This is a genomic window from Bradyrhizobium sp. LTSP849, from assembly GCF_000938255.1.
In the GTDB taxonomy this organism is placed as follows: Bacteria; Pseudomonadota; Alphaproteobacteria; order Rhizobiales; family Xanthobacteraceae; genus Bradyrhizobium.
Map to the genome: position 1 here is coordinate 228,615 of NZ_JYMR01000052.1, position 20,225 is coordinate 248,839.

The 20,225-nt window shown below is 63.8% G+C and carries 18 protein-coding genes; 7 read left to right on the plus strand and 11 right to left on the minus strand.

Going from position 1 to position 20,225, the window contains the following annotated elements; all coding sequences use genetic code 11:
- The 5 genes from UB31_RS31825 to UB31_RS31845 form a co-directional block, all read right to left on the minus strand.
- On the minus strand, positions 1 to 492 hold the full coding sequence (locus UB31_RS31825; protein ID WP_197090876.1) for a (2Fe-2S)-binding protein: 492 nt from the start codon (positions 490 to 492) through the stop codon (positions 1 to 3).
- A gap of 20 nt (positions 493 to 512) precedes the next feature.
- Positions 513 to 1,619, minus strand: coding sequence for an ABC transporter ATP-binding protein (locus tag UB31_RS31830; RefSeq protein ID WP_045013678.1), 1,107 nt, complete (start codon positions 1,617 to 1,619; stop codon positions 513 to 515).
- Between the two features lie 7 nt (positions 1,620 to 1,626).
- The gene (locus UB31_RS31835) at positions 1,627 to 2,517 is read right to left on the minus strand and encodes an ABC transporter permease (RefSeq protein ID WP_045013679.1); all 891 of its coding nucleotides are present in this window, start codon (positions 2,515 to 2,517) and stop codon (positions 1,627 to 1,629) included.
- Positions 2,514 to 3,392: an ABC transporter permease gene (locus UB31_RS31840; protein WP_045013926.1), complete on the minus strand. Its 879-nt coding sequence runs from the start codon at positions 3,390 to 3,392 to the stop codon at positions 2,514 to 2,516. The genes UB31_RS31835 and UB31_RS31840 overlap by 4 nt, the downstream gene beginning before the upstream one ends.
- A gap of 80 nt (positions 3,393 to 3,472) precedes the next feature.
- Positions 3,473 to 4,822 (minus strand): ABC transporter substrate-binding protein, encoded by a 1,350-nt coding sequence (locus UB31_RS31845; RefSeq protein WP_045013680.1) that lies wholly within the window; start codon positions 4,820 to 4,822, stop codon positions 3,473 to 3,475.
- A 303-nt stretch (positions 4,823 to 5,125) separates the two neighbouring features.
- On the opposite strand from UB31_RS31845, the gene UB31_RS31850 reads away from it, so the two are divergent.
- Complete coding sequence (locus UB31_RS31850; protein ID WP_245306103.1) at positions 5,126 to 6,559, plus strand: glycosyl hydrolase family 79 N-terminal domain-containing protein; 1,434 nt, start codon at positions 5,126 to 5,128, stop codon at positions 6,557 to 6,559.
- A gap of 5 nt (positions 6,560 to 6,564) precedes the next feature.
- On the opposite strand, the gene UB31_RS31855 is transcribed toward UB31_RS31850, so the two are convergent.
- Entirely contained in the window at positions 6,565 to 7,866 is a 1,302-nt protein-coding gene (locus tag UB31_RS31855; protein ID WP_045013681.1) for an MFS transporter, read from the minus strand.
- A 207-nt stretch (positions 7,867 to 8,073) separates the two neighbouring features.
- On the opposite strand from UB31_RS31855, the gene UB31_RS31860 reads away from it, so the two are divergent.
- From UB31_RS31860 to UB31_RS31870, 3 genes are read left to right on the plus strand one after another with little or no spacing between them, the layout of a single operon-like run.
- Positions 8,074 to 9,288: an ABC transporter substrate-binding protein gene (locus UB31_RS31860; protein WP_045013682.1), complete on the plus strand. Its 1,215-nt coding sequence runs from the start codon at positions 8,074 to 8,076 to the stop codon at positions 9,286 to 9,288.
- A gap of 7 nt (positions 9,289 to 9,295) precedes the next feature.
- Positions 9,296 to 11,029: an FAD-dependent oxidoreductase gene (locus tag UB31_RS31865; protein ID WP_045013683.1), complete on the plus strand. Its 1,734-nt coding sequence runs from the start codon at positions 9,296 to 9,298 to the stop codon at positions 11,027 to 11,029.
- Positions 11,030 to 11,049: 20 nt separating this feature from the next.
- A complete protein-coding gene (locus UB31_RS31870) occupies positions 11,050 to 11,844 on the plus strand; it encodes an IclR family transcriptional regulator (protein ID WP_045013684.1) in 795 nt (264 codons plus the stop codon).
- A gap of 7 nt (positions 11,845 to 11,851) precedes the next feature.
- Here UB31_RS31870 and UB31_RS31875 read toward each other — a convergent pair whose 3' ends face one another.
- On the minus strand, positions 11,852 to 14,002 hold the full coding sequence (locus UB31_RS31875) for an ADP-ribosylglycohydrolase family protein (RefSeq protein ID WP_045013685.1): 2,151 nt from the start codon (positions 14,000 to 14,002) through the stop codon (positions 11,852 to 11,854).
- Positions 14,003 to 14,037: 35 nt separating this feature from the next.
- Positions 14,038 to 15,063, minus strand: a complete 1,026-nt coding sequence (locus UB31_RS31880; protein WP_050044892.1) for a LacI family DNA-binding transcriptional regulator — start codon at positions 15,061 to 15,063, stop codon at positions 14,038 to 14,040.
- Between the two features lie 103 nt (positions 15,064 to 15,166).
- Between UB31_RS31880 and UB31_RS31885 the strand changes: the two genes are divergently transcribed.
- The 3 genes from UB31_RS31885 to UB31_RS31895 are packed head-to-tail and all read left to right on the plus strand — an operon-like array spanning position 15,167 to position 18,184.
- Positions 15,167 to 16,504 (plus strand): ABC transporter substrate-binding protein, encoded by a 1,338-nt coding sequence (locus UB31_RS31885; RefSeq protein ID WP_045013687.1) that lies wholly within the window; start codon positions 15,167 to 15,169, stop codon positions 16,502 to 16,504.
- A gap of 7 nt (positions 16,505 to 16,511) precedes the next feature.
- Positions 16,512 to 17,360 (plus strand): carbohydrate ABC transporter permease, encoded by an 849-nt coding sequence (locus UB31_RS31890; RefSeq protein ID WP_045013688.1) that lies wholly within the window; start codon positions 16,512 to 16,514, stop codon positions 17,358 to 17,360.
- Entirely contained in the window at positions 17,357 to 18,184 is an 828-nt protein-coding gene (locus tag UB31_RS31895) for a carbohydrate ABC transporter permease (protein WP_082078697.1), read from the plus strand. The genes UB31_RS31890 and UB31_RS31895 overlap by 4 nt, the downstream gene beginning before the upstream one ends.
- A 4-nt stretch (positions 18,185 to 18,188) precedes the next feature.
- Here UB31_RS31895 and UB31_RS31900 read toward each other — a convergent pair whose 3' ends face one another.
- Genes UB31_RS31900 through UB31_RS31910 form a run of 3 tightly spaced genes read right to left on the minus strand, consistent with a single transcriptional unit; the run spans position 18,189 to position 20,158 of the window.
- Positions 18,189 to 18,968, minus strand: a complete 780-nt coding sequence (locus UB31_RS31900; protein WP_045001979.1) for an SDR family NAD(P)-dependent oxidoreductase — start codon at positions 18,966 to 18,968, stop codon at positions 18,189 to 18,191.
- A gap of 57 nt (positions 18,969 to 19,025) precedes the next feature.
- On the minus strand, positions 19,026 to 19,616 hold the full coding sequence (locus tag UB31_RS31905) for a thiamine pyrophosphate-dependent enzyme (RefSeq protein WP_045013689.1): 591 nt from the start codon (positions 19,614 to 19,616) through the stop codon (positions 19,026 to 19,028).
- Positions 19,616 to 20,158, minus strand: coding sequence for a thiamine pyrophosphate-binding protein (locus UB31_RS31910; RefSeq protein WP_045013690.1), 543 nt, complete (start codon positions 20,156 to 20,158; stop codon positions 19,616 to 19,618). The genes UB31_RS31905 and UB31_RS31910 overlap by 1 nt, the downstream gene beginning before the upstream one ends.
- Positions 20,159 to 20,225 lie beyond the last annotated feature (67 nt).

Sequence of the window (20,225 nt, forward strand, 5' to 3'; positions counted from 1 at the left end):
TCACTCTCCCTTGGCGGCGTTCATGGCGGCGGCGCCGGCCATCACTGAGACGACGATGTTCTGATAACCGGTGCAGCGGCAGATATTGCCTTCAAGGCCGTGACGGACGTCGGCCTCCGTCAGGTTCGGCTTCTCCGCTGCAAGCGCCACCGCGGTCATCAACATGCCGGGCGTACAGAAGCCGCACTGCAGGCCGTGATGCTCGCGGAAGGATTCTTGCATCGGATGCATCTCGTTCGAGCCCGGCGCGCCTTGTAGACCCTCGATGGTCAGCAGCGCCGCGCCGTCGAGCGCGGGTGCCAGCAGCGTGCAGCTTTTCACCGGAAGCCCATTAAGGTGCACCACGCAGGCGCCGCACTGGCTGGTGTCGCAGCCGATATGGGTGCCGGTGAGGTTGAGCTGTTCGCGCAGGAGCTCGGCGACGAGCGTCGCCGGTTCGACGTCCACGGTGGTTGGCCGGCCGTTGAGTGTGAAGGATATCTGCACGGTCATACTCCTGTGCGCGACGGGTCTTAGGCGAGTGGCAACGCGCTGCCGGTGGCCCATGTGGCCATCACGACATCGCCGACGGTGAAGGGATCTGCGAAGAAGGTCTTTTCCGGCACGTAGGCGACGAACTCGTCTTCCGGCACGGTGTCGAGCATGACCTTGACGAAATAGCCTTGATATTCGATCGCGAGCACCCGGCTCGGCAGCGACGTGGTGCAGCCCGGCGGCAACTCCCTGCCCGGCCGGACCAGCGCGACATCGTCGCGGCGGACGGCGATATCGACCTTGTCGCCGATGCTGACGGTCGGGCGCGCCTGAAGCGATACCTCGATGCCGGAGGGCGCCGCCTGTCCGAGCGTAAAGCTCGCACCGTTGACCTTTTCGACCCGCCCCGAGAGCACGTTCTGGCCGCCCATGAACTCGGCAACATAGCGATCGTGCGGATGGGCGTAGACGTCACGCGCCGCCCCCGCCTGCTTGATCTTGCCCTGCTCCATCACCACGACGAGATCCGCGAGCGCGATCGCCTCAAGCTGGGTGTGGGTGACGTGGATGAAGGTGATACCGAGCTCCCGCTGCATTCGCCGCAACTCCTGGCGCATCTGCACCCGAAGCTGCTCGTCGAGCGCCGACAAGGGCTCATCGAGCAAAAGCACCCGCGGCTCGGTGATCGCGGCGCGCGCCAGCGCCACGCGCTGCTGCTGGCCGCCGGAAAGCTGGGCCGGCAGGCGATCGGCGAATTGCGTCAACCGCACCTTCTCGATCATGGCGTCTGCGGCGCGCAGCCGATCGGCCTTGGACATGCCGCGCACGCGCAGTGCAAAGGCGATGTTGTCGCGCACGGTGAGATGCGGGAATAGCGCATAGGATTGGAACATCATGGCGGTACGGCGCTGCACCGGCGCCAGTCCGACGACATTCTGCCCTCCGATCACGATCTCGCCCGCGGTGGGGTCCTCATGGCCGGCGATCATGCGCAAAATCGTGGTCTTGCCGCAGCCGGAAGGACCGATGAAGCAGCAATAGGCGCCGTCGGCAATCCTGAGATTGACGCCGTCGACCACGTAGGTCGCGCCGTCAAAACTCTTGCAGACGCCCGCCAGTTCGATATCGCCGCGATCGCTCTTCATTCCCAACTCAACCCTTCGCCCCGCTGCCGCGCTTTTTCTGGATCAGCACGATGCTGCCCAGGCTCGCCCCGATGACGATGAAGGAGACGATGGTCGTTACCGTGCCGAGCGCGTAGAGTGAGGGCGAGGTAACGTTCAGCGTCATGCTCCAGATTTCGAGCGGCAGCGTATTGAGCGAACCGGCGGTCTGGAGGCTGCGCGCGAATTCGTCATAGGATAGCGTGAAGCCGAACAGCGCGACCGCGACGAGGCCGGGCGCCAGTACCGGGATCATCACCAGCCAGATCGACTGCCATCGGCTGGCGCCTAGATCATAGGCCGCCTCCTCCCAGACATGGTTGAAGCGCGACATCACCGCGAACATCACCAGCACGCCGAACGGCAGCGTCCACGACAGCTGCGCACCGAGCGCCGAGGTGTACCAGCTCGCATTCAGCCCCAGCGCCTGAAACAGAAGTCCCGTACCGAGACCAAGCACGAGGCCGGGTGCAACCAGGCTGCCGATCATCATATAGAACACCACGGTGTCGCCGCGAAACCGTTTGCGGAAGCTGAGGCCTGCGAGGAACGAGACCACCACCGTGATGATGGTGACGATGACAGCAAGCTTGATCGAGCGGTCGAACGAGCCCTTGACGTCCCCGGTCCGCACCTGGGTGAAGAGATCGACGAACCAGTGCAGCGATTGGCCCTTCATCGGAAATACGAGGCCGCCGCGGATGTCCTGGAACGACAGGATGTAGATGCAGAACATCGGGCCATAGAGTGCGATCACGTAAAGCGCAAACAACGCCGCCAGCACGTAGAACGTCCAGGGCCGCCCGCCCTTGCTCGGTGCGATCGCCTTGGTCGTCGCGGGCGCAACCGTCTCGCGCATATCGGCCAAGACCGCGCTCATCGCGTGATCTCCTGCCGGATATCGACGGTGCGCAGGATCAGCGAGACGATTGCGACCAGTACCAGCGTCAGCAGCACGGCACTGGCCGCGGCGGTCGGATATTGCAGCACGCCGACGTCCTCGTAGAAGGCACTGACCACCGAGGCCGAGCCGCCGCCGGACATTACTTTGACTACAAAGAAGTCGCCCATCACGATCGAGACCACGAAAATGGTGCCGAGCGCGATGCCGCTCTTGCACATCGGCACCACGATCAGACGCATGATGTCGAAACGGCTGGCGCCAGCGTCGATCGCGGCCTCGATCAGCTTCTTGTCGATCCGCGCCATGGAATTGAAGATCGGCACGATCATGAAGATCGTCAGCTGGTGGACATAGGCGATGACCACTGCGAGGTCGGAGAACAGCAACACCTCCAGCGGCTGGCGGATCACGCCCATCGCCAGCAGCGCCTGGTTGATCAGGCCTTCCTTGCCGAGCAGCGGAATCCAGGAAATCATCCGGATGATGTTCGAAGTCCAGAACGGCACGGTGCAGAGCAGGAACAGGCCGATCGCCAAAAGCTGATTGCGAACGTGAAAGACCAGGAAATACGCTACGAAGAAGCCGATGATGAGCGTGAAGATCCAGGTCAGCACCGTGAACTTGATGGTCGCCAGATACAGCTTCAACGTCAGCGCTGAATGAAGCACGTCGATGTAGCTCGCCAGCGTGAAGTCGGGCGTCAGCCCGCCAAAGCCGTCGGTCGCAAAGAAGCTCGCAGCCAGCACGACCAGGATCGGCGCTACGAAGAACGGCACGAGCACCAGCACCAGCGGCGAGACATAGAGCCAGCCGGCGAGATTGGCGTGTGGCGGAGTTTGACTGGGCTGCATGTCGGCAAACGCCTCGAAGTCGATCTCTTTCGCCGGCGCGTCACCGCGCCGGCTCGTCCTTACGTCAGGCAAAGCAGGTTTCACGCCACCTTGAAGTCGTTCCAGCGCTTGTTCATGTAGGCCGCTTCGTCCATCAGCGTGTTCCAGCACGAGATATTCTTGACGCGGTCGAGGAACGAGCCACCGTCGCGCTTGGTGCCGGCCTTCTCCATCGCCACGCCGTAGGGATCGTTGATGACTTCCGGGGCCGGCTTGCCGTCGTACCAGAAGTCCCATTCAGCAGCGGTCAGGAACTTCTTCGCCGTCGACGGCACCGGACTGTAATAGCCGTAGCGACCGACGAAGCCGCCCTGCCAGCCCGAGAGATACCAGTTGAGGTATTCGTAGGCGGCGTCGAGCTTCTTGCCGGAAAGGTGCTTCATCAGGCCCATGCCGTTGCACCAGCCACGATAGCCTTCCTTGCCGTTCTTGACATTGACCGGCGCGTAGACGCAGGGGATTTCCTTCACGCGCACCGCCGCGACCGCAGGCGACCACATCGACTGGATGACAACCTCACCCGCCGCCATCAGCTGAACCGACTGGTCGAAGGTGGTCCAAGTCGCGCGGAACTGGCCCTCCTTTTTCAGCTCGATCAGCTTGTTGCAGGTGAAGTCGATCTCCTCCTTGGTCATGTTGCCCTTGTTGCCGTACTTGATCAGGCCGGCGCTTTCGAAGCAGAGCGCGGCGTCCATGATGCCGATCGCGGGCACATCGAGGATCGCGGCCTTGCCCTTAAACTTGGGATCGATCAGATCCTTCCATTCGGTGACTTCATGACCGACGAGGTCGGGCCGATAGCCGATGGAGTCGGCGTTGTAGACTTGCGGCAGGAATGTTGCCCATTCGGTGACGCCGTCGTGCAGATCGGTCGAGTCGGGCTTGGAGATGTACATGGCCTCATAGGGCGAGATGCCCTGGCGCGGGATCTTGTGGCCGTCGATCTCGCCCTTGGTGAAGATCGGCAGGATATTGTCGAACTCCTTGATCTTCTTGACCTCGATGCCCTGGATCACGCTGCGCTTGGCAGCGAGCTTGGCCTGCCAGCCCTCGAGATCGGCGATATCGACCGTATTAGGCTGGCTTATGAAGCGATTGATGGCGGCGGAGGTGTCGAGGTTCTGCATCGTGACCTTGAAGCCGAGATCCTTGGCCGCTTGGTCGCCGATTGCCTTCACCACCGAATAGGAGACGCCGACATGGCGCAGCTCGATGTCCTTGATCTCCTGCGCCCAGATGGTCGGGAATCCACGGATCGCGTCCGACCCTGCGGCTGCGCCGGCAACTGCCGCAGCCCCCTTCAACAGCATGCGCCGGCTCAGCTTTTTCGCAGACTTGTCGCTCGCCCCCGCCGGATTGGCAGTGGATTTCCCCTTGTCCTTGTCAAGCATGGCAACCCTCGTTGGTTACAATAAGCGCTCGTTCCGATCGCCATTGATCGGCTGCGGATGTGATCAGTTGCGTGTGAGGCTATGGGCGGGATTTCGCGAAGTAAAATTGGAAGTAAAAATCTGCCGTATAAACGCGGCTAATGGATCGGACCGCTGCATTTGCTTTTGGCAGCGCGCATAAGAAGGCGCCAGGACGTGCATACAAGGCGACGGCTTCGATCGCGCGGGCTCGTTCGCGCAGCAGGCGCGACGACAATCGCACTGCTCGCTGCCGCAAGCTTGTGCGCGGTACACGCCGGCGATGTGTCCATCGCGCCAACGGAGCTGAAGGCGATCGGCACGATCGATGCGCGCTTTCAATCCTACAACATCGAGATGGTGGAGGTGACCGGCGGGCGGTTCTGGAAACCGTATCCGCGAACGATGCGCGCGCTCGATGAGCGGGATCGTTACAGCGCGAGACTGCCGATCGATCTAGCCAATGCGCGCCTGCGCAGGCTCGCCGCCGCCTTGTCGCCGGCGTATGTACGCGTGAGCGGCACCTGGGCCAATGCGACGTTCGTTGCCGACACGGACAGTGCGCCGGGCAAGCCACCGCCGGGATTCGACTCCGTGCTCAGCCGCGATCAATGGCGTGGCGTCATCGATTTTGCGCGCGCGGTCGATGCAGAAATCGTCACCTCCTTCGCGATCAGTCCCGGCAGCCGTGATGCGGACGGCGTGTGGAAGCCGGATCAGGCGCAGAACTTGGTCGACACGACGCGTTCGCTGGGTGGCCGCATCACGGCGGTGGAATTCATGAACGAGCCAACACTCGCCGCGACGAACGGTGCACCGCCTAGATATGATGCGAAAGCTTATGGCCGCGACTTCAGGATTTTTCGCGAATGGATGCGGCGCGCCACGCCCGAGACGCTGATCGTCGGTCCGGGTTCAATCGGCGACGTGCCGTCGCCATCCGGGTCGGGCATCACCACGCGCGATCTGCTCGCCGCATCCGGCCCCGGGACCGATCGCTTCTCCTATCATCACTACAACACGCTCTCGCCGCGCTGCGGCGGCCGCGATGATCCGGCGCTGGCGCTCTCCGAACAATGGCTTGCCCGCACCGATGCGACGCTCGCGAGCTATCGCGCCCTGCGTGACGCATTCGAGCCAGGCAAGCCGATCTGGCTGACGGAAACGGCGGACGCCGCCTGCGGTGGCAACCGTTGGGACAAGACCTTTCTCGACACGTTCCGCTATCTCGATCAGCTCGGGCGGCTGGCGAGGGCCGGCGTGCAGGTGGTGATGCACAACACGCTCGCGGCAAGCGACTACGGACTGCTCGACGAGGGGACGTTCCGGCCACGGCCGAACTACTGGGCTGCGCTGCTCTGGCATCGGCTGATGGGAACGATCGTGCTCGACGCGAACATGGTCGCCGCACCCTATCTCCATCTCTACGCGCATTGCCATCCGGGCATGCGGGGCGCGGTGTCCGTGCTCGCGATCAACGCGTCGCGGCGCGCGTCATCGACCCTGACGCTGCCACACTCCGCCGAACGGTACACGCTGCACGCAGCGCGGCTGCAAGGCGCGACCGTGCAGTTGAACGGCAAGACGCTCGCGCTGAGTACCGGTGACGAACTGCCTCGGCTCGATCCCCGCGCAGCACCCACGGGAACGATCCGGCTTGCGCCTAAGACCATCACCTTCCTGGTGTTTCCGGACGCGGCCAATCCGGCCTGCCGGTAGCGCTCTCAAGACCTCAGCGTATCGCGCGCCGTCTCCGGCGCCATCAGCGTGGCGATGATCGTGATGATCGAGAGCCCAATGATGTAGAGCGACACCGGCCAGTAAGAGTCGGCCCAGGCGAGCAGCGCGGTCGCGATCAGCGGCGAGAAGCCGCCACTCAGCGCAGCCGCGACATTGGCGCCAAGTGACGCGCCGCTGTAACGCACCTGGGTGCGGAACAGCTCCGGCATGAAGGCCGCCTTCGGCCCGAACAGCAACGCATGCGTCAGCGTCATCGTGACGACGAGCGCGAGCGTGATCAGCGCCGGCTCCCTGGTGTTGAGGAACCAGAACAGCGGAAACGCCAGCGCGACTGAAAACACACCGCCGGCGAGATACAGCGCCTTGCGGCCAAAAATGTCCGACAGCCAGCCGGCCAGCGGCAGCGTCGCGAACTCAACGATCGCGGCATAGACCACCGCATCGAGGATCACCTGGCGCGGCAGGCCGAGCTTTGTCGTGGCGTAGACCACGGTGAAGACGGTGAGGAGATAGGCAAGCCCGACCTCCGACACCGTGATGCCGATGGCCAGCAGAAAGCTGCGCCAATCGCGGCGGATCACTTCCCATACCGGCTGCGCCAGCACTTCCTTGCGTTCGACGACTTCCTTGAAGTGCGGCGTCTCGGCCAGCTTGAGCCGCACCATGAAGCCGACACCGACGAGCAGGATGCTGATCAGGAACGGCACGCGCCAGCCCCAGCTCAGGAAATCGGCTTCAGGCAGCTGCGTCATCAAGCCGAAGATTCCAGTGGACGCGGCAACGCCGACGGGAAAGCCGATCTGCACCAGGCTGCCGTAAAAGCCTCGGCGGTTGCCCGCATGTTCGGCCACCATGACCACAGCGCCGCTCCATTCGCCGCCGAGCCCGATGCCCTGGATGAAGCGCAGGACGATAAGGAAGATCGGCGCCCAGACACCGATCTGGCTGTAGGTCGGCAGGCAGCCGATCAGGAAAGTGCCGAGCCCCATCGCGATCATGGTCGCGACCAGCATTGTCTTGCGCCCGAGCCGGTCGCCATAATGCCCGATGATGGCGCCGCCGATCGGGCGCGCCACGAAGCCGACCGCGTAGGTCGAGAATGCCGCGAGCGTGCCGACAAAGGGATCGAAGCTCGGGAAGAACAGCTTGTTGAGCACGAGCGCTGCCGCCGTGCCGTAGATCAGAAAATCGTACCATTCGATCGCGGTGCCGAGCGCGGCTGCCCACACCACATGCGCTGTCGTCGATCGCTCCGTCGCGCCCGAGACCCCCGTTGCTGCCGTCATTCCATGCCCCAAACTTTCCGGCCGGCATCATGAATAATCGGAGGAATGGTTGCAACCTGTCACGGTGCCGACGTCTAGTCGTCCTGGCGAACGTCAGGACGACGACGTAGCTAATTTCGCCATTGACAAATTCATTCGCCAATATTTAACTTGCCGCCAACTCATAACCGGCCGCGCCAAGCGACCCATAAAAGCGAGGGAACGACGATGAGAGGGTTTTTGGCCTGCGCCATGCTCGCGGCCATGACATCGGCTGCCATCACCACAGTTGCGAGCGCGCAAGTCTCAGACGACGTGGTGAGAATCGGAGTGCTGACGGATCTGTCGAGCTGGGGGCGTGACAACAGCGGCCCCGGCTCCGTCGAGGCGGCCAAGATGGCGGTGGAGGAATTCGGCCCGACCGTGCTCGGCAAGCCGATCGAGATCATCAGCGCCGACCACCAGATGAAGACCGACGTCGGCGTGCAGATCGTGCGCGGCTGGTTCGACAATGGCAAGGTCGACGCCGTCGCCGACATCCCCAATTCCGGCATCGCGATCGCCGTGCATAACATGGTGCGCGAGCGCAACAAGATCGCGCTGCTCTCCGGCCCCGGTGCGAGTTCGCTGACCGACGAGCTATGCAGTCCGAACACCGTGCACTTCACCTACGACACCTACGCGCTGTCGAAGGTGACAGCGTCGGCCGTGATCAAGGAAGGCGGAAAATCCTGGTACTTCATCACCGCCGACTACGCCTTCGGCCAGCAGCTCGAGAAGGACGCGACGCGCTTCATCAACGAGATGGGTGGCAAGGTCTTGGGCAGTGTGAAGCACCCGACCAACACCGCGGACTTCTCGTCCTTTGCGCTCCAGGCGCAGAGTTCCAAGGCCGACGTGGTCGCCTTCGCCAATGCCGGCCAGGACACCGACAACGCCATCAAGCAGTCCGGCGAGTTCGGCCTGGTGCAAGGCGGCCAGAAGCTCGTCGGCCTTCTGATGTTCGACACCGACGTGCATGCGGTCGGCCTGAAGGCCGCACAGGGCACCTACATGACCACGGCGTCGTACTGGAACATGGACGAGGCCACCCGCGCCTGGTCGAAGAAATTCTACGAGCGCACCAAGGTGATGCCGACCATGATCCAGACCGGCGTCTACGGCTCGGTGCTGCATTATCTCAAGGCCATCAAGGCGGCAGGCACCGACGATCCGGCGCAAGTGATGGCCAAGATGCGCGAGCTGCCGATCGAGGATGTCTTCGTGCACGGCGGCAAGTTGCGCGAGGACGGCCGCGTCATCCGCGACATGTATCTCGCCAAAGTGAAGTCACCCGAGCAGTCCAAGGAGCCCTGGGACTATCTGGAGATCATCAAGACCGTGAAGGGCGAGGACGCCTTCCGTCCGGTCTCCGAATCCAAATGTCCGCTGCTGAAGAAGTGAGATCTCCATGACCGGCAACGAGCGCAACGCAGTTGAGACTTACGAGTGCGATGTGCTCGTGGCCGGATCGGGCTGCTCCGGTATGTCCGCGGCGATCACTGCACGTTATCGCGGCCTCGACGTGCTGATCGTCGAGAAGGAACCGCGCTTCGGCGGCACTACCGCCCGCTCCGGCGGTTGGCTCTGGATCCCCGGGACATCGCTGGCGCAGGCCTATGGCATCGCGGAGACGCCGGAGCAGGCCCGCACTTATCTGCGGCACGAAGCCGGCAACAATTTTGATGCCGCGCGGGTCGATGCTTTCCTGAGCGCCGGTCCCGAGGCGGTGGACTTTTTTACCAGCAAGACAGCGCTGCGCTTCGACATGCCGCTGGTGTTTCCCGACTATCACGCCGAGGCACCCGGCGGCGCGCAGGGCGGCCGCTCCATGGTGACGCGCCCGTTCGACGGCCGCGAGCTCGGCGATCTCATCAAGACGCTCGGCATGCCCCTTCCCGAACTCACCGTGTTCGGCATGATGTTAGGCTCCGGCAAGGAGATCATCCATTTCATGCGCGTGACGAAGTCGCTGACGTCGGCGGCCTATGTCGCCAAGCGCCTGTCGCGCCACCTGATGGACGTGCTGCGCTACGGCCGCGGCATGACCTTGACCAACGGCAATGCGCTGGCGGGGCGCCTCGCCAAATCCGCGCTCGATCTCAAGATTCCGATGTGGCTGTCCTCGCCCGTGCGCGAGCTGACTGTCGAGAACGGCGCAGTGACCGGTGCCATCGTCACCCGCGAGGGACGCGATGTGCGAGTCCGCGCGCGGCAAGGCGTCGTGCTCGCCTGCGGCGGCTTCCCGCATGACGTCGCCCGGCGCCAAAAAATGTTTCCGCACGCGCCGACCGGCAACGAGCACTATTCGCCCGGCCCCACCGGCAATACCGGCGACGGCCTCCGCCTCGCCGAATCCGCCGGCGGCCATGTCGAGGGCCGCCTGCCGAATGCGGCCGCCTGGGTGCCGGTGTCGCTGACCACGCGCAAGGACGGTTCAAAGGGCGTGATGCCGCATTTCATCGACCGCGCCAAACCCAGCGTGATCGCGGTGATGCGCGACGGCAAGCGCTTTGCCAATGAGGGCAATTCCTATCACGACTTCGTCCAGGCCATGGTCAAGGCGGCCAAGCCCGGAGAGGAGATCGCGGCCTATCTCGTCTGCGATCATCAGACGCTGCGCAAATATGGCCTCGGCTGCGTGCCGCCGTTCCCGATGCCGCTGGGGCATCATCTCGATACCGGCTATCTCCTGCGCGGCGACACGCTGGAGGCGCTGGCGGCGAAGGCCGGCATCGATACCAACGCGTTCACCGAGACCGTCAAGCAGTTCAATGCGACCGCGCCGCTGGGACACGATGCCGCTTTCGGCAAGGGTTCAAAAGCCTATAACCGCTATCAGGGCGACGCCATGCATGGCCCCAATCCCTGTATCGCGCCGATCAAGAACGGCCCGTTCTACGCCATCAAGATGGTGATCGGCGATCTCGGCACCTATGCCGGCATCGTCACCGACGAGAATGCGCGGGCGCTGGACGCCGAAGGCCGGGTGATTCCCGGGCTCTATGCCGCCGGCAACGACATGGCGAGCATCATGGGCGGCAATTATCCCGGCGCCGGCATCACCCTTGGGCCGGCGTTGACCTTCGGCTACATTGCCGGCCGTCATCTCGCCGACAGCGCCGCCAAGCGCAACGCGGCGTAAGCGAAGCGCACAGGAGGCGCATGAAGAGAGAAAGCCGCGGCATCCAGTCGATCGAGGTCGGCGGAGAATTGCTCCGCGCGCTCGCGAGATGCGGTGAGCCGATGATGCTGCGTGATCTCGCACGCGAGGCCGGCATGACGCCGGCCAAGGCGCATCCTTATCTCGCCAGCTTCTCCCGCATCGGGTTGATCGAGCAGGACGAGGTTACCGGTCACTATGAGATTGGCGCGCTGGCGCTCGAGCTCGGCCTGATCAGCTTGCGACGCCTCTCTGGCGTGCGGATCGCGCGGCCGAAGATCGCCGCGCTCGCGGTGCAGATCGGTCATGCGGTCTCGCTCGCGGTCTGGGGCACGCACGGTCCGACCGTGGTGCAGCTGGAGGAGCCGGGCCAGGCGGTTCACATCGTGATGCGCGCCGGCTCGGTGATGGCGCTGCTGGAGACCGCAACTGGCCGCGCATTTGCGGCGTTCCTGCCGGAGAAGACGATCAACGCCGCGCTCGAAAGCGGCCTCGATCGTCATGGTGTCGGCTACAATCCGAAGCGGCCGGTGAAGGGCGCAAAGGTCGCCGAGATGCTTGTCGAGGTCTGCAAGCATGGGCTTGCGCGCGCGCTCGGCGACCCCCTCCCCGGCGTCAACGCGTTCTCCGCACCCGTGTTCGACCATTCCGGCCATGTCGCGCTGGTGATCACCGCGATGGGACCGGAGGGCACGTTCGATGCCCGCTGGGACAGCCCGATCGCGCATGCCCTGCGCGACTGCGCCGCCGGCATCTCGAAGCGGCTGGGATACGGGATGACGATCGCCGCGGAGTGAGGCGCGCCTAGAGCGGCGACACCCTCACCTCTTCCGCGGAGATCGAGCCGCTGTCGACGACGAGCGCGACCGCGCCGCCGGTCAACGGCAGCCCACCCGTATCCTGAACGCTGAACAGCCTTTTGCCATCGACATGCGCTTCGATGTCGCTTCCAGCCACGCGCAGCTCAATCCGATATTTCCGGTCGAGCTGCCAATCAAAAGGCTCGCTGGCGAGAACGATCTCGTCATGCAGGCGCTTCACCAGGCGGACGCGGCCGCCCTCGGTGCGATCGAACATCAGCGCGTAGTAGCGCTCGCGTCCCTGCACGCGCGCGGCGAGTCCCCAGGCATTCGCCAGCAGCGGCATGATCTCCGTCGTCACGCGATAGTCTTTCCAGTCGCGCGAGCCCTGCGCGATGAAGCCGAGCCCGTCGCCATTGGTGACGCGCAGGCCTTCCCATCGCGTCTGGAACTGGCTGACATTGTTGACCCAGGCGTGCTTCCACATCGTGCTCAGATTGGCGTCCGGCCGCTTCAGCACGGTGTCCGGCGCGCCGCCCCAGGTCAGGTAATCGAGATAAAGCGTGCCATCGGCGCCGAGAGGATCGCGCGTCTCGATCTCGACGCCGATCTCGAAGACCGGATAGGCATTCGTCTCCGGCACCCGCCAGCTCAGCACGGCCTGGCAGCCTCCGGTGAGCTCCTGCGCATCGCCATAGATCTGAACCAGCTCATCGTGCTCGTCATAGACGCTGGCGAACAACCGCACCGCCACCGCGCCGCTGTCCGTGTCCGACTCCAGCCGGCACTCGACCCGCTGCCCCGAATACAGGGTCGGGCAGGACACAAGCTGATAAGTCGGCATCGAGAACACCTCCTTGTCGAAGAAGGTGGGGCTCGCAACACGCGCCACGCGTCCGGGCGCGAGGCGGCGGAAGTCGATCGCGAGGCTGCGTTCGCCGGTACGACTGTGGCCGGCGACGTTGCTGAGCTCGACCTCGTGCAGCCGCGCCGGAGATCCGCCCTTCGCATGGAAGCCCTGCAAGCTGCCGGGAAAGTTGAAATTGAAACGCGCACCGTCCTTGGCAACCGCGAGCGCCGGAGCGCCCGCAAGCGCAAGGCCCGCAGCGACCAGCGACTGCGTTTCGATCACGGCATCGGTAATCGCAGCACCGCCGTCGGCGGTCGAGATGTACATGCGATCGGCAATCGGCTTGCGGAAATCCGGTCCGGCATCGAGGCCGGCAAGGCCAGTGCGGATGCCGAACAGGCAACCGACATTGCCGGCGTTACAATCGGTGTCCCAGCCAGCCGTGTTGGCGATCCGCATCGCTTCCTGGAAACTCTTCTCGCCATAAAGCGTCGCCAGGATGATCAGCGCGTGGTTGGGCACGACATGGCAATTGCCGGGAAATTTATCGTAACCGTAGCGCCCGGCGATCAGCGCGCGGGTGCGCTCCCAGTCATTGCCGTTGTCGCCGGCGTGCCACTCGCGGACGTCGTTGACGACGCGCCGGATCAGCGCGTCCTTCGGCACAAAGCCGAGGCCGACATCGATCAGCTTCTGGACGTCGCGCTCGACGAAGGCCTGCGCCTCCATTGCCGCGAGCAGCTTTGCGGCATGCACGGACTCGCCGTCATGGCTGACCCGCCCAGCCTGCTCGGCGAGATAGGCGGCCTGCTCGGGATTGCCCGGACTCACCATCGCCCAGCCGTCGATGAAGATCTGCGCGCCGATCTGCTCGGCCACGGTCGTGCCGTTCAGCGCGATCGAGCCGCTCTGCGGCGCAGGAATGCCGGACTTCAGCCGGAGATAGGCCGTATGCTCAGTGGAATTGCCGATGCCCCCCCACCACAGGATGGCGCGCTCCTCGATGATGTAGTTCAGCCAGGCTTGCCCGACCTGTTTTGACGTCAGTCGCTTCGGACAACCATTGTCGGCGAGCGCGCGGGGAAATGCAAAGGTGCCGGAGACGTCGTCGTCGGTGACGACGAGATGATGCGAGCGCAGCGCCACGTCGCGGCGCTCGTTGACGTAATAATTGATCGGACCGAGCTCCTTCATGATGCGCTCATAGGTCCAACCCTCGAAGGGCCGGCCCAGATAGACGCCGATCAGCTTGCCGAGCACGCCGGCATAAACGCGCTCTGCGTAGTCATGAGGAATAGCCGTCACGAGTTCACTCCCATATCTACTTCTTTGGCCGCGCGTCAGACCGACGAGCGTGTCATGATCTCGAATTTCAGCTCATGGCTCCTGCCTGGCGTCGCAAGCCCGCCAGGCTGCAACCGCCTGACCAGCGTCTCGGCCGCAAGCGCACCGAGATCGAACTCCGGCTGCCGCACGGTGGTGAGCCCGAGCAACTTTGCGACCGGAATGTCGTCGAAGCCGGCGATTGCAATGTCGTTCGGGATCGAGAGCCCGGCATTACGGGCCGCCTCCATCGCGCCGAGCGCCAGCACGTCGCTGGCGCCGAACACGGCGGTCGGGCGATCGCCCTTGCGTTCGAGCAGCCGCGTCATGGCGCGCGCGCCGGATTCCTCGGAATAGGCGCTGTCTGTGATGAAATCAGGCGTAAGCCCGGCCTCCCGCATCACGGCGCCGTAACCCTGCGCGCGGCGCTGGCTCGGGCCGAACTCGGCCTGGATCATGGCAATGCGCCGATGCCCGCGCGCGATCAGGAGCCGCGTCATCTCGGCAGCCGCCTCGGCGTTGTCGATATAGACGCTGTCGATCGCGAGCGGCCCGTCCGGCTTGTGCCGGCTTTCCAGCCGCACCAGCGGAATGCCTTTTCGCGCGAGCACGGCAAGCTGCGGCACGCGCAGATGAAAGAACGTCGCGACGACGCCGTCGGCACGGCCCTGGAGCAGCCAATCGATGGCGCGCGCCTCGCGCTCAGGCCGCCCGTCGGTATCGAAGATGAGCACGTCATAACCGGCAGGCGCTGCGATCGTCTGCAATCCGCGCACGAGCCCCGGGTAGAACGGGTTGGTGATGTCAGGGATGACGCAAGCCAAGGTCATGGTCCGCGCGCTGCGCAGCATCCGCGCCGGATGGTTCGGCCGGTAGCCGAGCCCCTCGGCGACCTCGAGGATCCGCGTGCGCGTCGCCGGCGGAACGGACGGCGTCTCGGACTTGTTCAGGACGAGCGACACCGCGGCCTGCGAAACGCCGGCCGCAAGCGCAATATCCTTCTGCGTGGGACGGGCTGGCGCCGCTTTGTCGCGCCCCTTCACCCGCCCTGTCCTCGTTGTTGACGTCGCCATTTCGCTTAGTTATACGTATTACTAAAGCAAAATCAACAATAGACGTGATCTGAGGAAACCGAGGTTCATCGCCATGACCATGACCCGACGCCAGCTTGTTGCTGCCATTCCCGCTGCCGCGCTTGCAGCTAACCTGCCGCGAGGCGCTCGCGCCGAGGAACGCAAGGTCGTCACCTTCTGGTTCGGCCAGGCGAATTCAGACGGCCAGGCCGCGCTGCGCAACGATCTGGTCGAGGCTTTCAACGCCTCGCAGGACAAATATCTGCTGCAAATGGAAGTGAAGGGCGCCGCCGTCAACAATCTCCTGAAGGTCGCGCTGGTCGCAGGTAATGGTCCGGACATCGTCCAGACCGCCGGCCCCGCCTATCTCACCGCGATCGCCAATGCGGGCCAGGTGCTGCCGCTCGACGATTTCGCTGAGAAGTACAAATGGAAGGAACGCTTCCTCGCGCCGCTGCTCAACACCAGCGTCTACGGCGGCAAGCTCTATGCGCTGCCGCGCGACTACGAGTCCATGCACCTGTTCTACAACAAGGAGCTGTTCAAGCAGAACGGCTGGAAGCAGCCGACCAATCGGCAGGAGATGGAGGAGATCGCCGACGCCGCGCTCGCCAAGGGCATCATCCCCTTCGGCGCCGGCAATGCCGACTGGAAGGGCGTCAACGAGTGGCTGATGACGGTGTTCCTCAACAACGTCGCCGGCCCCGACAACGTGCGCAAGGCGCTTTCGGGCGAACTGCCCTGGACCGCGCCGCCCTTCGTCGAGGCCGTCGAGCTGTCAAAGGCCTGGTTCAACAAGGGCTATTTCGGCAAGAACTACTTCTCGCTCACGATCGAGCAGAGTTTTCTTCAGGTCGTGAACGGCAAGGCGGCGATGGCGCTGAACGGCACCTGGTCGTTCGGCACCAAATCCTACGGCATGTCGAAGCCCGACACGGTCATGGACGTGATGCCGACGCCGAGCCTCGGCTCGGCCTTCACGGGCTCGTTGGTGCATCTGGCCTGCGGCGCGACGCTGTCGATCGCGAAGACCTCGCAGAATGCGGAAGGCGCCGCCGCCGTGTTCGAGTTCATGCTGACGCGCAAATTCTACGAGACCATGAACCGCGACTGGCCGGGAAAATGGGCGCTGCCGGTCAAGGACCTGCCGCCGGACATGCTCCAGGGCATCGGCTATCCCCTGTTCGAGAAGACCATCGCGAATCTGCACGAGGCCTTCAGCAAAGGCCAATACGGCTTCACCACCTGGACATTCTGGCCCGGCGCCACCAACTCCCATTTGATCGAGGGCATCGAGCAGGTCTGGCTCAACAAGATCACGCCGGACGCTTATCTCACCCGGATGCAGACGCTGTTCAGCCAGGAAGCCAAGGAAGGCAAGGTGCCGCCGCTGCCGCCGCGGACGGCCTGATCCCAAGATGTGGCTGTTCGCGCTTCCGGCGCTGCTGATCAATATCTGCATCATCCTGGTGCCCGCCGTGCTGACATTCACGGCGGCGTTCTTCATGTGGGATGGTGTCGGCAAGCCGGCTTGGGCGGGCCTCGCCAATTTCCAGAACATGGCCGCTGATCCCGTGTTCTGGTCGGCGCTGACCAATAATTTCATCTGGACCGCGATCTTCCTCACCGTACCGGTCTGTATCGCGCTGGTGATGGCCGCGGCGCTCTTGATGGCACCGAATGCGCGCATCGTCGTGCAGTCCATCATCTTCCTGCCGCGCATCATCGCGGTCGCGGTCACGGGCCGCATCTTCCAGGGCATGATCTTCAGCCCTGCGACCGGCATCGTCGCCTGGCTGAACGAGCGCGGCTTTTCCATCTCCGATCCCCTCGCCGATCCCGACCGCTCGCTCTATGCGGTCGCGGCCGTCGACATCTGGCACTGGTGGGGCTTTCTTGCGGTCGTATTCCTGTCGGCGATGCGGCAGATCAGCGTCGACCAGATCGAGGCGGCGCGGCTCGACGGCGCCGGCTTCCTCGCGCTGTTCCGCTACGTGCTGATTCCGGGCATCCGCCCGACGCTGATCTTGATGCTGATCCTGACCGTGATCTGGTCGTTCCAGGTATTCGAGTTCATCTTCATCGTCACCCGCGGCGGGCCTGCCTATGGCAGCGAGGTGCTGGCGACGTTTGCTTATCGTCACGCCTTCTTCGAGGGTGATGTCGGCCAGGCCGCGGCGGCGGCCTGCGTCATGAGCCTGTTCGGCCTATGCGCCACCGCCGTCTATCTCTGGCTCCAGATCACCGACGACGCGCAATCGACATGATCGGGGACCGCTGGAGCAGAACATTCAGCTTCGCGCTGATCGGCGTCGCAGCGTTCAGCTCCCTGCTGCCGATCGTGCTCGCTGTGATGAACGCGCTGAAGACGACGGTCGAGATCGGCAGCAACCCGCTGGCGCTGCCGACGCAACTGCACTGGGAGAATTTCTCCTCAGCCTGGCGCAACGCCCAGCTCGGCCCCAGCCTGCTGCACAGCGCCGAGGTCGCGAGCCTGACCATCCTGATGGTCTGCATCACCGCCACGCCCTGCGCCTATGTGCTGGCGCGGCAGAAGGGCAAGTTCTGGCGCTTCATCACCTTCTATTTCATGGCCACGATCACCGTGCCCGTGCAGCTCTACCTTTACCCGCTCTATTTCATGTTCGCGAAGCTGGGCCTGGTCAATTCGATTCCGGCGGTCGCGCTGATCTACACGGCGATGTTCTCACCCTTCGCGATCTTCCTGCTGCGCACCTACGCGCTCGCAATTCCCGTCGCGCTGGAGGAAGCAGCGCAGGTCGATGGCGCAAAGCCGTGGCAGACGTTCTGGTACGTGATCCTGCCGATGATGCGGCCGGGCCTGCTGACCGTCGCGATCATCGTCGGCCTGAACGCTTGGAATGAGTTCGTCATCGCGGTGACGTTTCTCCAGAACGACAGCAACGTCACGGCGATCGTGCGCTTCTACAATCTGACCGGCCAGTACTCGACCGACTGGGGCGAGATGCTGGCCGCCGCTGTCACCATCGTGCTGCCGATCGTCGTGATCTTCGTCCTACTGCAACGCCAGTTCATCGACGGCATGACGTCGGGCGCGGTGAAGTCGTAAGCCCCTACTTGTCCTTCACCGGCACCGTGTAGTTCAGGATCAATCGCCCGCCATCCGGATAAATTGTCTGCCCGGTAATGTAGGACGCATCGTCGCTGGCGAGGAACGCGACGACTGAGGCGACCTCGCTCGGCTCGCCGCCGCGGCCCGCCGGCGTGCGTGACATCACGGTCTTGCGGGCATCCTCTGATGTGTAGATCGACGACGCCACCATGTCGGTTAAAATCGTCCCCGGTCCGACCGCAACGACGCGGATGTTGTGCGGGGCGAGCGCGACAGCGGCGACCGAAGTCAGCTGCTTCATGCCACCCTTGGACATCGCGTAGGTCGCAAGCGCCGGGATCGCCAGCAGCGCATTCACCGAGGACATGTTGATGATGACCCCGCCGCCGCCCTGCGCGATCATCTGCTTCGCGGCGGCCTGAACGCCGAAAAACGCGCCTTTCAGGTTGATGCCGATGATTTCGTCGAACTCCTCTTCGGAGATCTCCAGGATATCCCGGTTGCGGGCGACGCCAGCATTGTTCACCATGATGTCGAGCCGGCCGAACTCTTTGACAGCGGTCACGACGAGGCGATCGACGTCGGCACGCTTGGCAACATTGCCGGGGACGGCGCGCAAGGCATCCGGCCGCCCGAGCTCGGCGGCCGTGGCGGCAAGGCCATCGGCATCGACATCCGAGATGACGACCTTGACGCCGTCATCGAGAAATCTCTTTGCACAGGCTTTGCCGATGCCACGCGCCGCGCCGGTGATGGCGGCGACCTTGCCGGATAGTTTCATGAGTCTCACTCCAGAATAGCTGCTTGCGGCGAACCTATTCCGGGCAAGAATCCCAGTTCAAGCCGCCGCAAATCCGAGATGAGCACGGAACCGGTTCTTGATAAAGACGGCATCACGCGACGGTAGGGAGCGTGGCGGATTTTCGGCCAGGACCTTGATGACGAAAAGCCGCGGCCCATCGACCGGCTGGGCGATTTGCGTTGCAAGGCGCCCCACCTCCTCGAGCGTCCGCACGGTTCCGATCGCAGCGAAGCCGCAGGCGGCCGCGATCGCCGTGAGATCGACGCCGCGCCCGGTGTGGCTCGCCTGCATCCCGGTCTCGCCAAAATGCTGGTTGTCGATCACGACGATGTCGAGATTGCGCGGACGCGCGACGCCGATGGTGGCGAGACCGCCAATCCCCATCAACTGCTCGCCGTCGCCGGTCAAGGCGAGAACCCGCTTCGACGGTTGAGCCTGCGCGAGCCCGAGCCCGATCAGCGCAGCACCGCCCATCGCACCCCAGAGATAGAAATTGCCGTCGTGGTCGCCGACAGAATGAAGATCGTAGGTGGGCGAGCCGAGGCCGGAGACGACCAGTGTATCCTTGCGATCCCTGAGCAGGACCGCGACGGCAGCGCGACGATCGAGTTGAGCTTGCATTGACATCACCACTTCTTCTTGCCGATCAGGCGCTGTCCGATCAGCACGGCGACCTGCTGGTCAGCTTCGTAGGCGAGCGCTGCGGCGGATTCGACGGTCTCGACCAGATCCTCAGCCGTCTCCCCACGCATCACCTTCAGGCCGATTGCTTCCAGCGATGGCTGCGTCGCCCGGCTCATCGGCACCTGCCAGGGATTGAACTCGGCCCATTCGCCGCGCATCGTCACCAGCATCAGCAGCGGAAAGCGTCCGATCGCCGACAGCGACAGCATGTTGATGCAATTTCCGACCCCGCTCGACTGCATCAGCACCACACTGCGCTGGCCGCCGAGCCAGGCGCCCGCGGCAATCGCGATGCCCTCCTCTTCCGTCGTCAGCACATTGGTGGTGACGTCAGGATCGGACGAGAACAGGCGGATCAGCTGGCTGTGGCCGGCATCCGGGACATAGGACATCTGCCGCACGTCGGCGGCTTTCAGGATGCGATAGAGCTCGGACGGCCAATTGTCACTTGCGCGCGAGTCGGGATTGGGTTGAGGGCTGTGCACCGCTTGTCTCCGTGAATTTCGAGCGGACGCTAGCGATGTTCAGACACGAAAGCTCTGACCGTCTGGC

Coding starts and splice junctions, on each gene's coding strand:
- UB31_RS31825 (WP_197090876.1), bottom strand. CDS start 492: ATGACCGTGCAGATATCCTTCACACTCAACGGCCGGCCAACCACCGTG.
- UB31_RS31830 (WP_045013678.1), bottom strand. CDS start 1,619: ATGAAGAGCGATCGCGGCGATATCGAACTGGCGGGCGTCTGCAAGAGT.
- UB31_RS31835 (WP_045013679.1), bottom strand. CDS start 2,517: ATGAGCGCGGTCTTGGCCGATATGCGCGAGACGGTTGCGCCCGCGACG.
- UB31_RS31840 (WP_045013926.1), bottom strand. CDS start 3,392: ATGCAGCCCAGTCAAACTCCGCCACACGCCAATCTCGCCGGCTGGCTC.
- UB31_RS31845 (WP_045013680.1), bottom strand. CDS start 4,822: ATGCTTGACAAGGACAAGGGGAAATCCACTGCCAATCCGGCGGGGGCG.
- UB31_RS31855 (WP_045013681.1), bottom strand. CDS start 7,866: ATGACGGCAGCAACGGGGGTCTCGGGCGCGACGGAGCGATCGACGACA.
- UB31_RS31860 (WP_045013682.1), top strand. CDS start 8,074: ATGAGAGGGTTTTTGGCCTGCGCCATGCTCGCGGCCATGACATCGGCT.
- UB31_RS31865 (WP_045013683.1), top strand. CDS start 9,296: ATGACCGGCAACGAGCGCAACGCAGTTGAGACTTACGAGTGCGATGTG.
- UB31_RS31870 (WP_045013684.1), top strand. CDS start 11,050: ATGAAGAGAGAAAGCCGCGGCATCCAGTCGATCGAGGTCGGCGGAGAA.
- UB31_RS31885 (WP_045013687.1), top strand. CDS start 15,167: ATGACCATGACCCGACGCCAGCTTGTTGCTGCCATTCCCGCTGCCGCG.
- UB31_RS31890 (WP_045013688.1), top strand. CDS start 16,512: ATGTGGCTGTTCGCGCTTCCGGCGCTGCTGATCAATATCTGCATCATC.
- UB31_RS31895 (WP_082078697.1), top strand. CDS start 17,357: ATGATCGGGGACCGCTGGAGCAGAACATTCAGCTTCGCGCTGATCGGC.
- UB31_RS31900 (WP_045001979.1), bottom strand. CDS start 18,968: ATGAAACTATCCGGCAAGGTCGCCGCCATCACCGGCGCGGCGCGTGGC.
- UB31_RS31905 (WP_045013689.1), bottom strand. CDS start 19,616: ATGTCAATGCAAGCTCAACTCGATCGTCGCGCTGCCGTCGCGGTCCTG.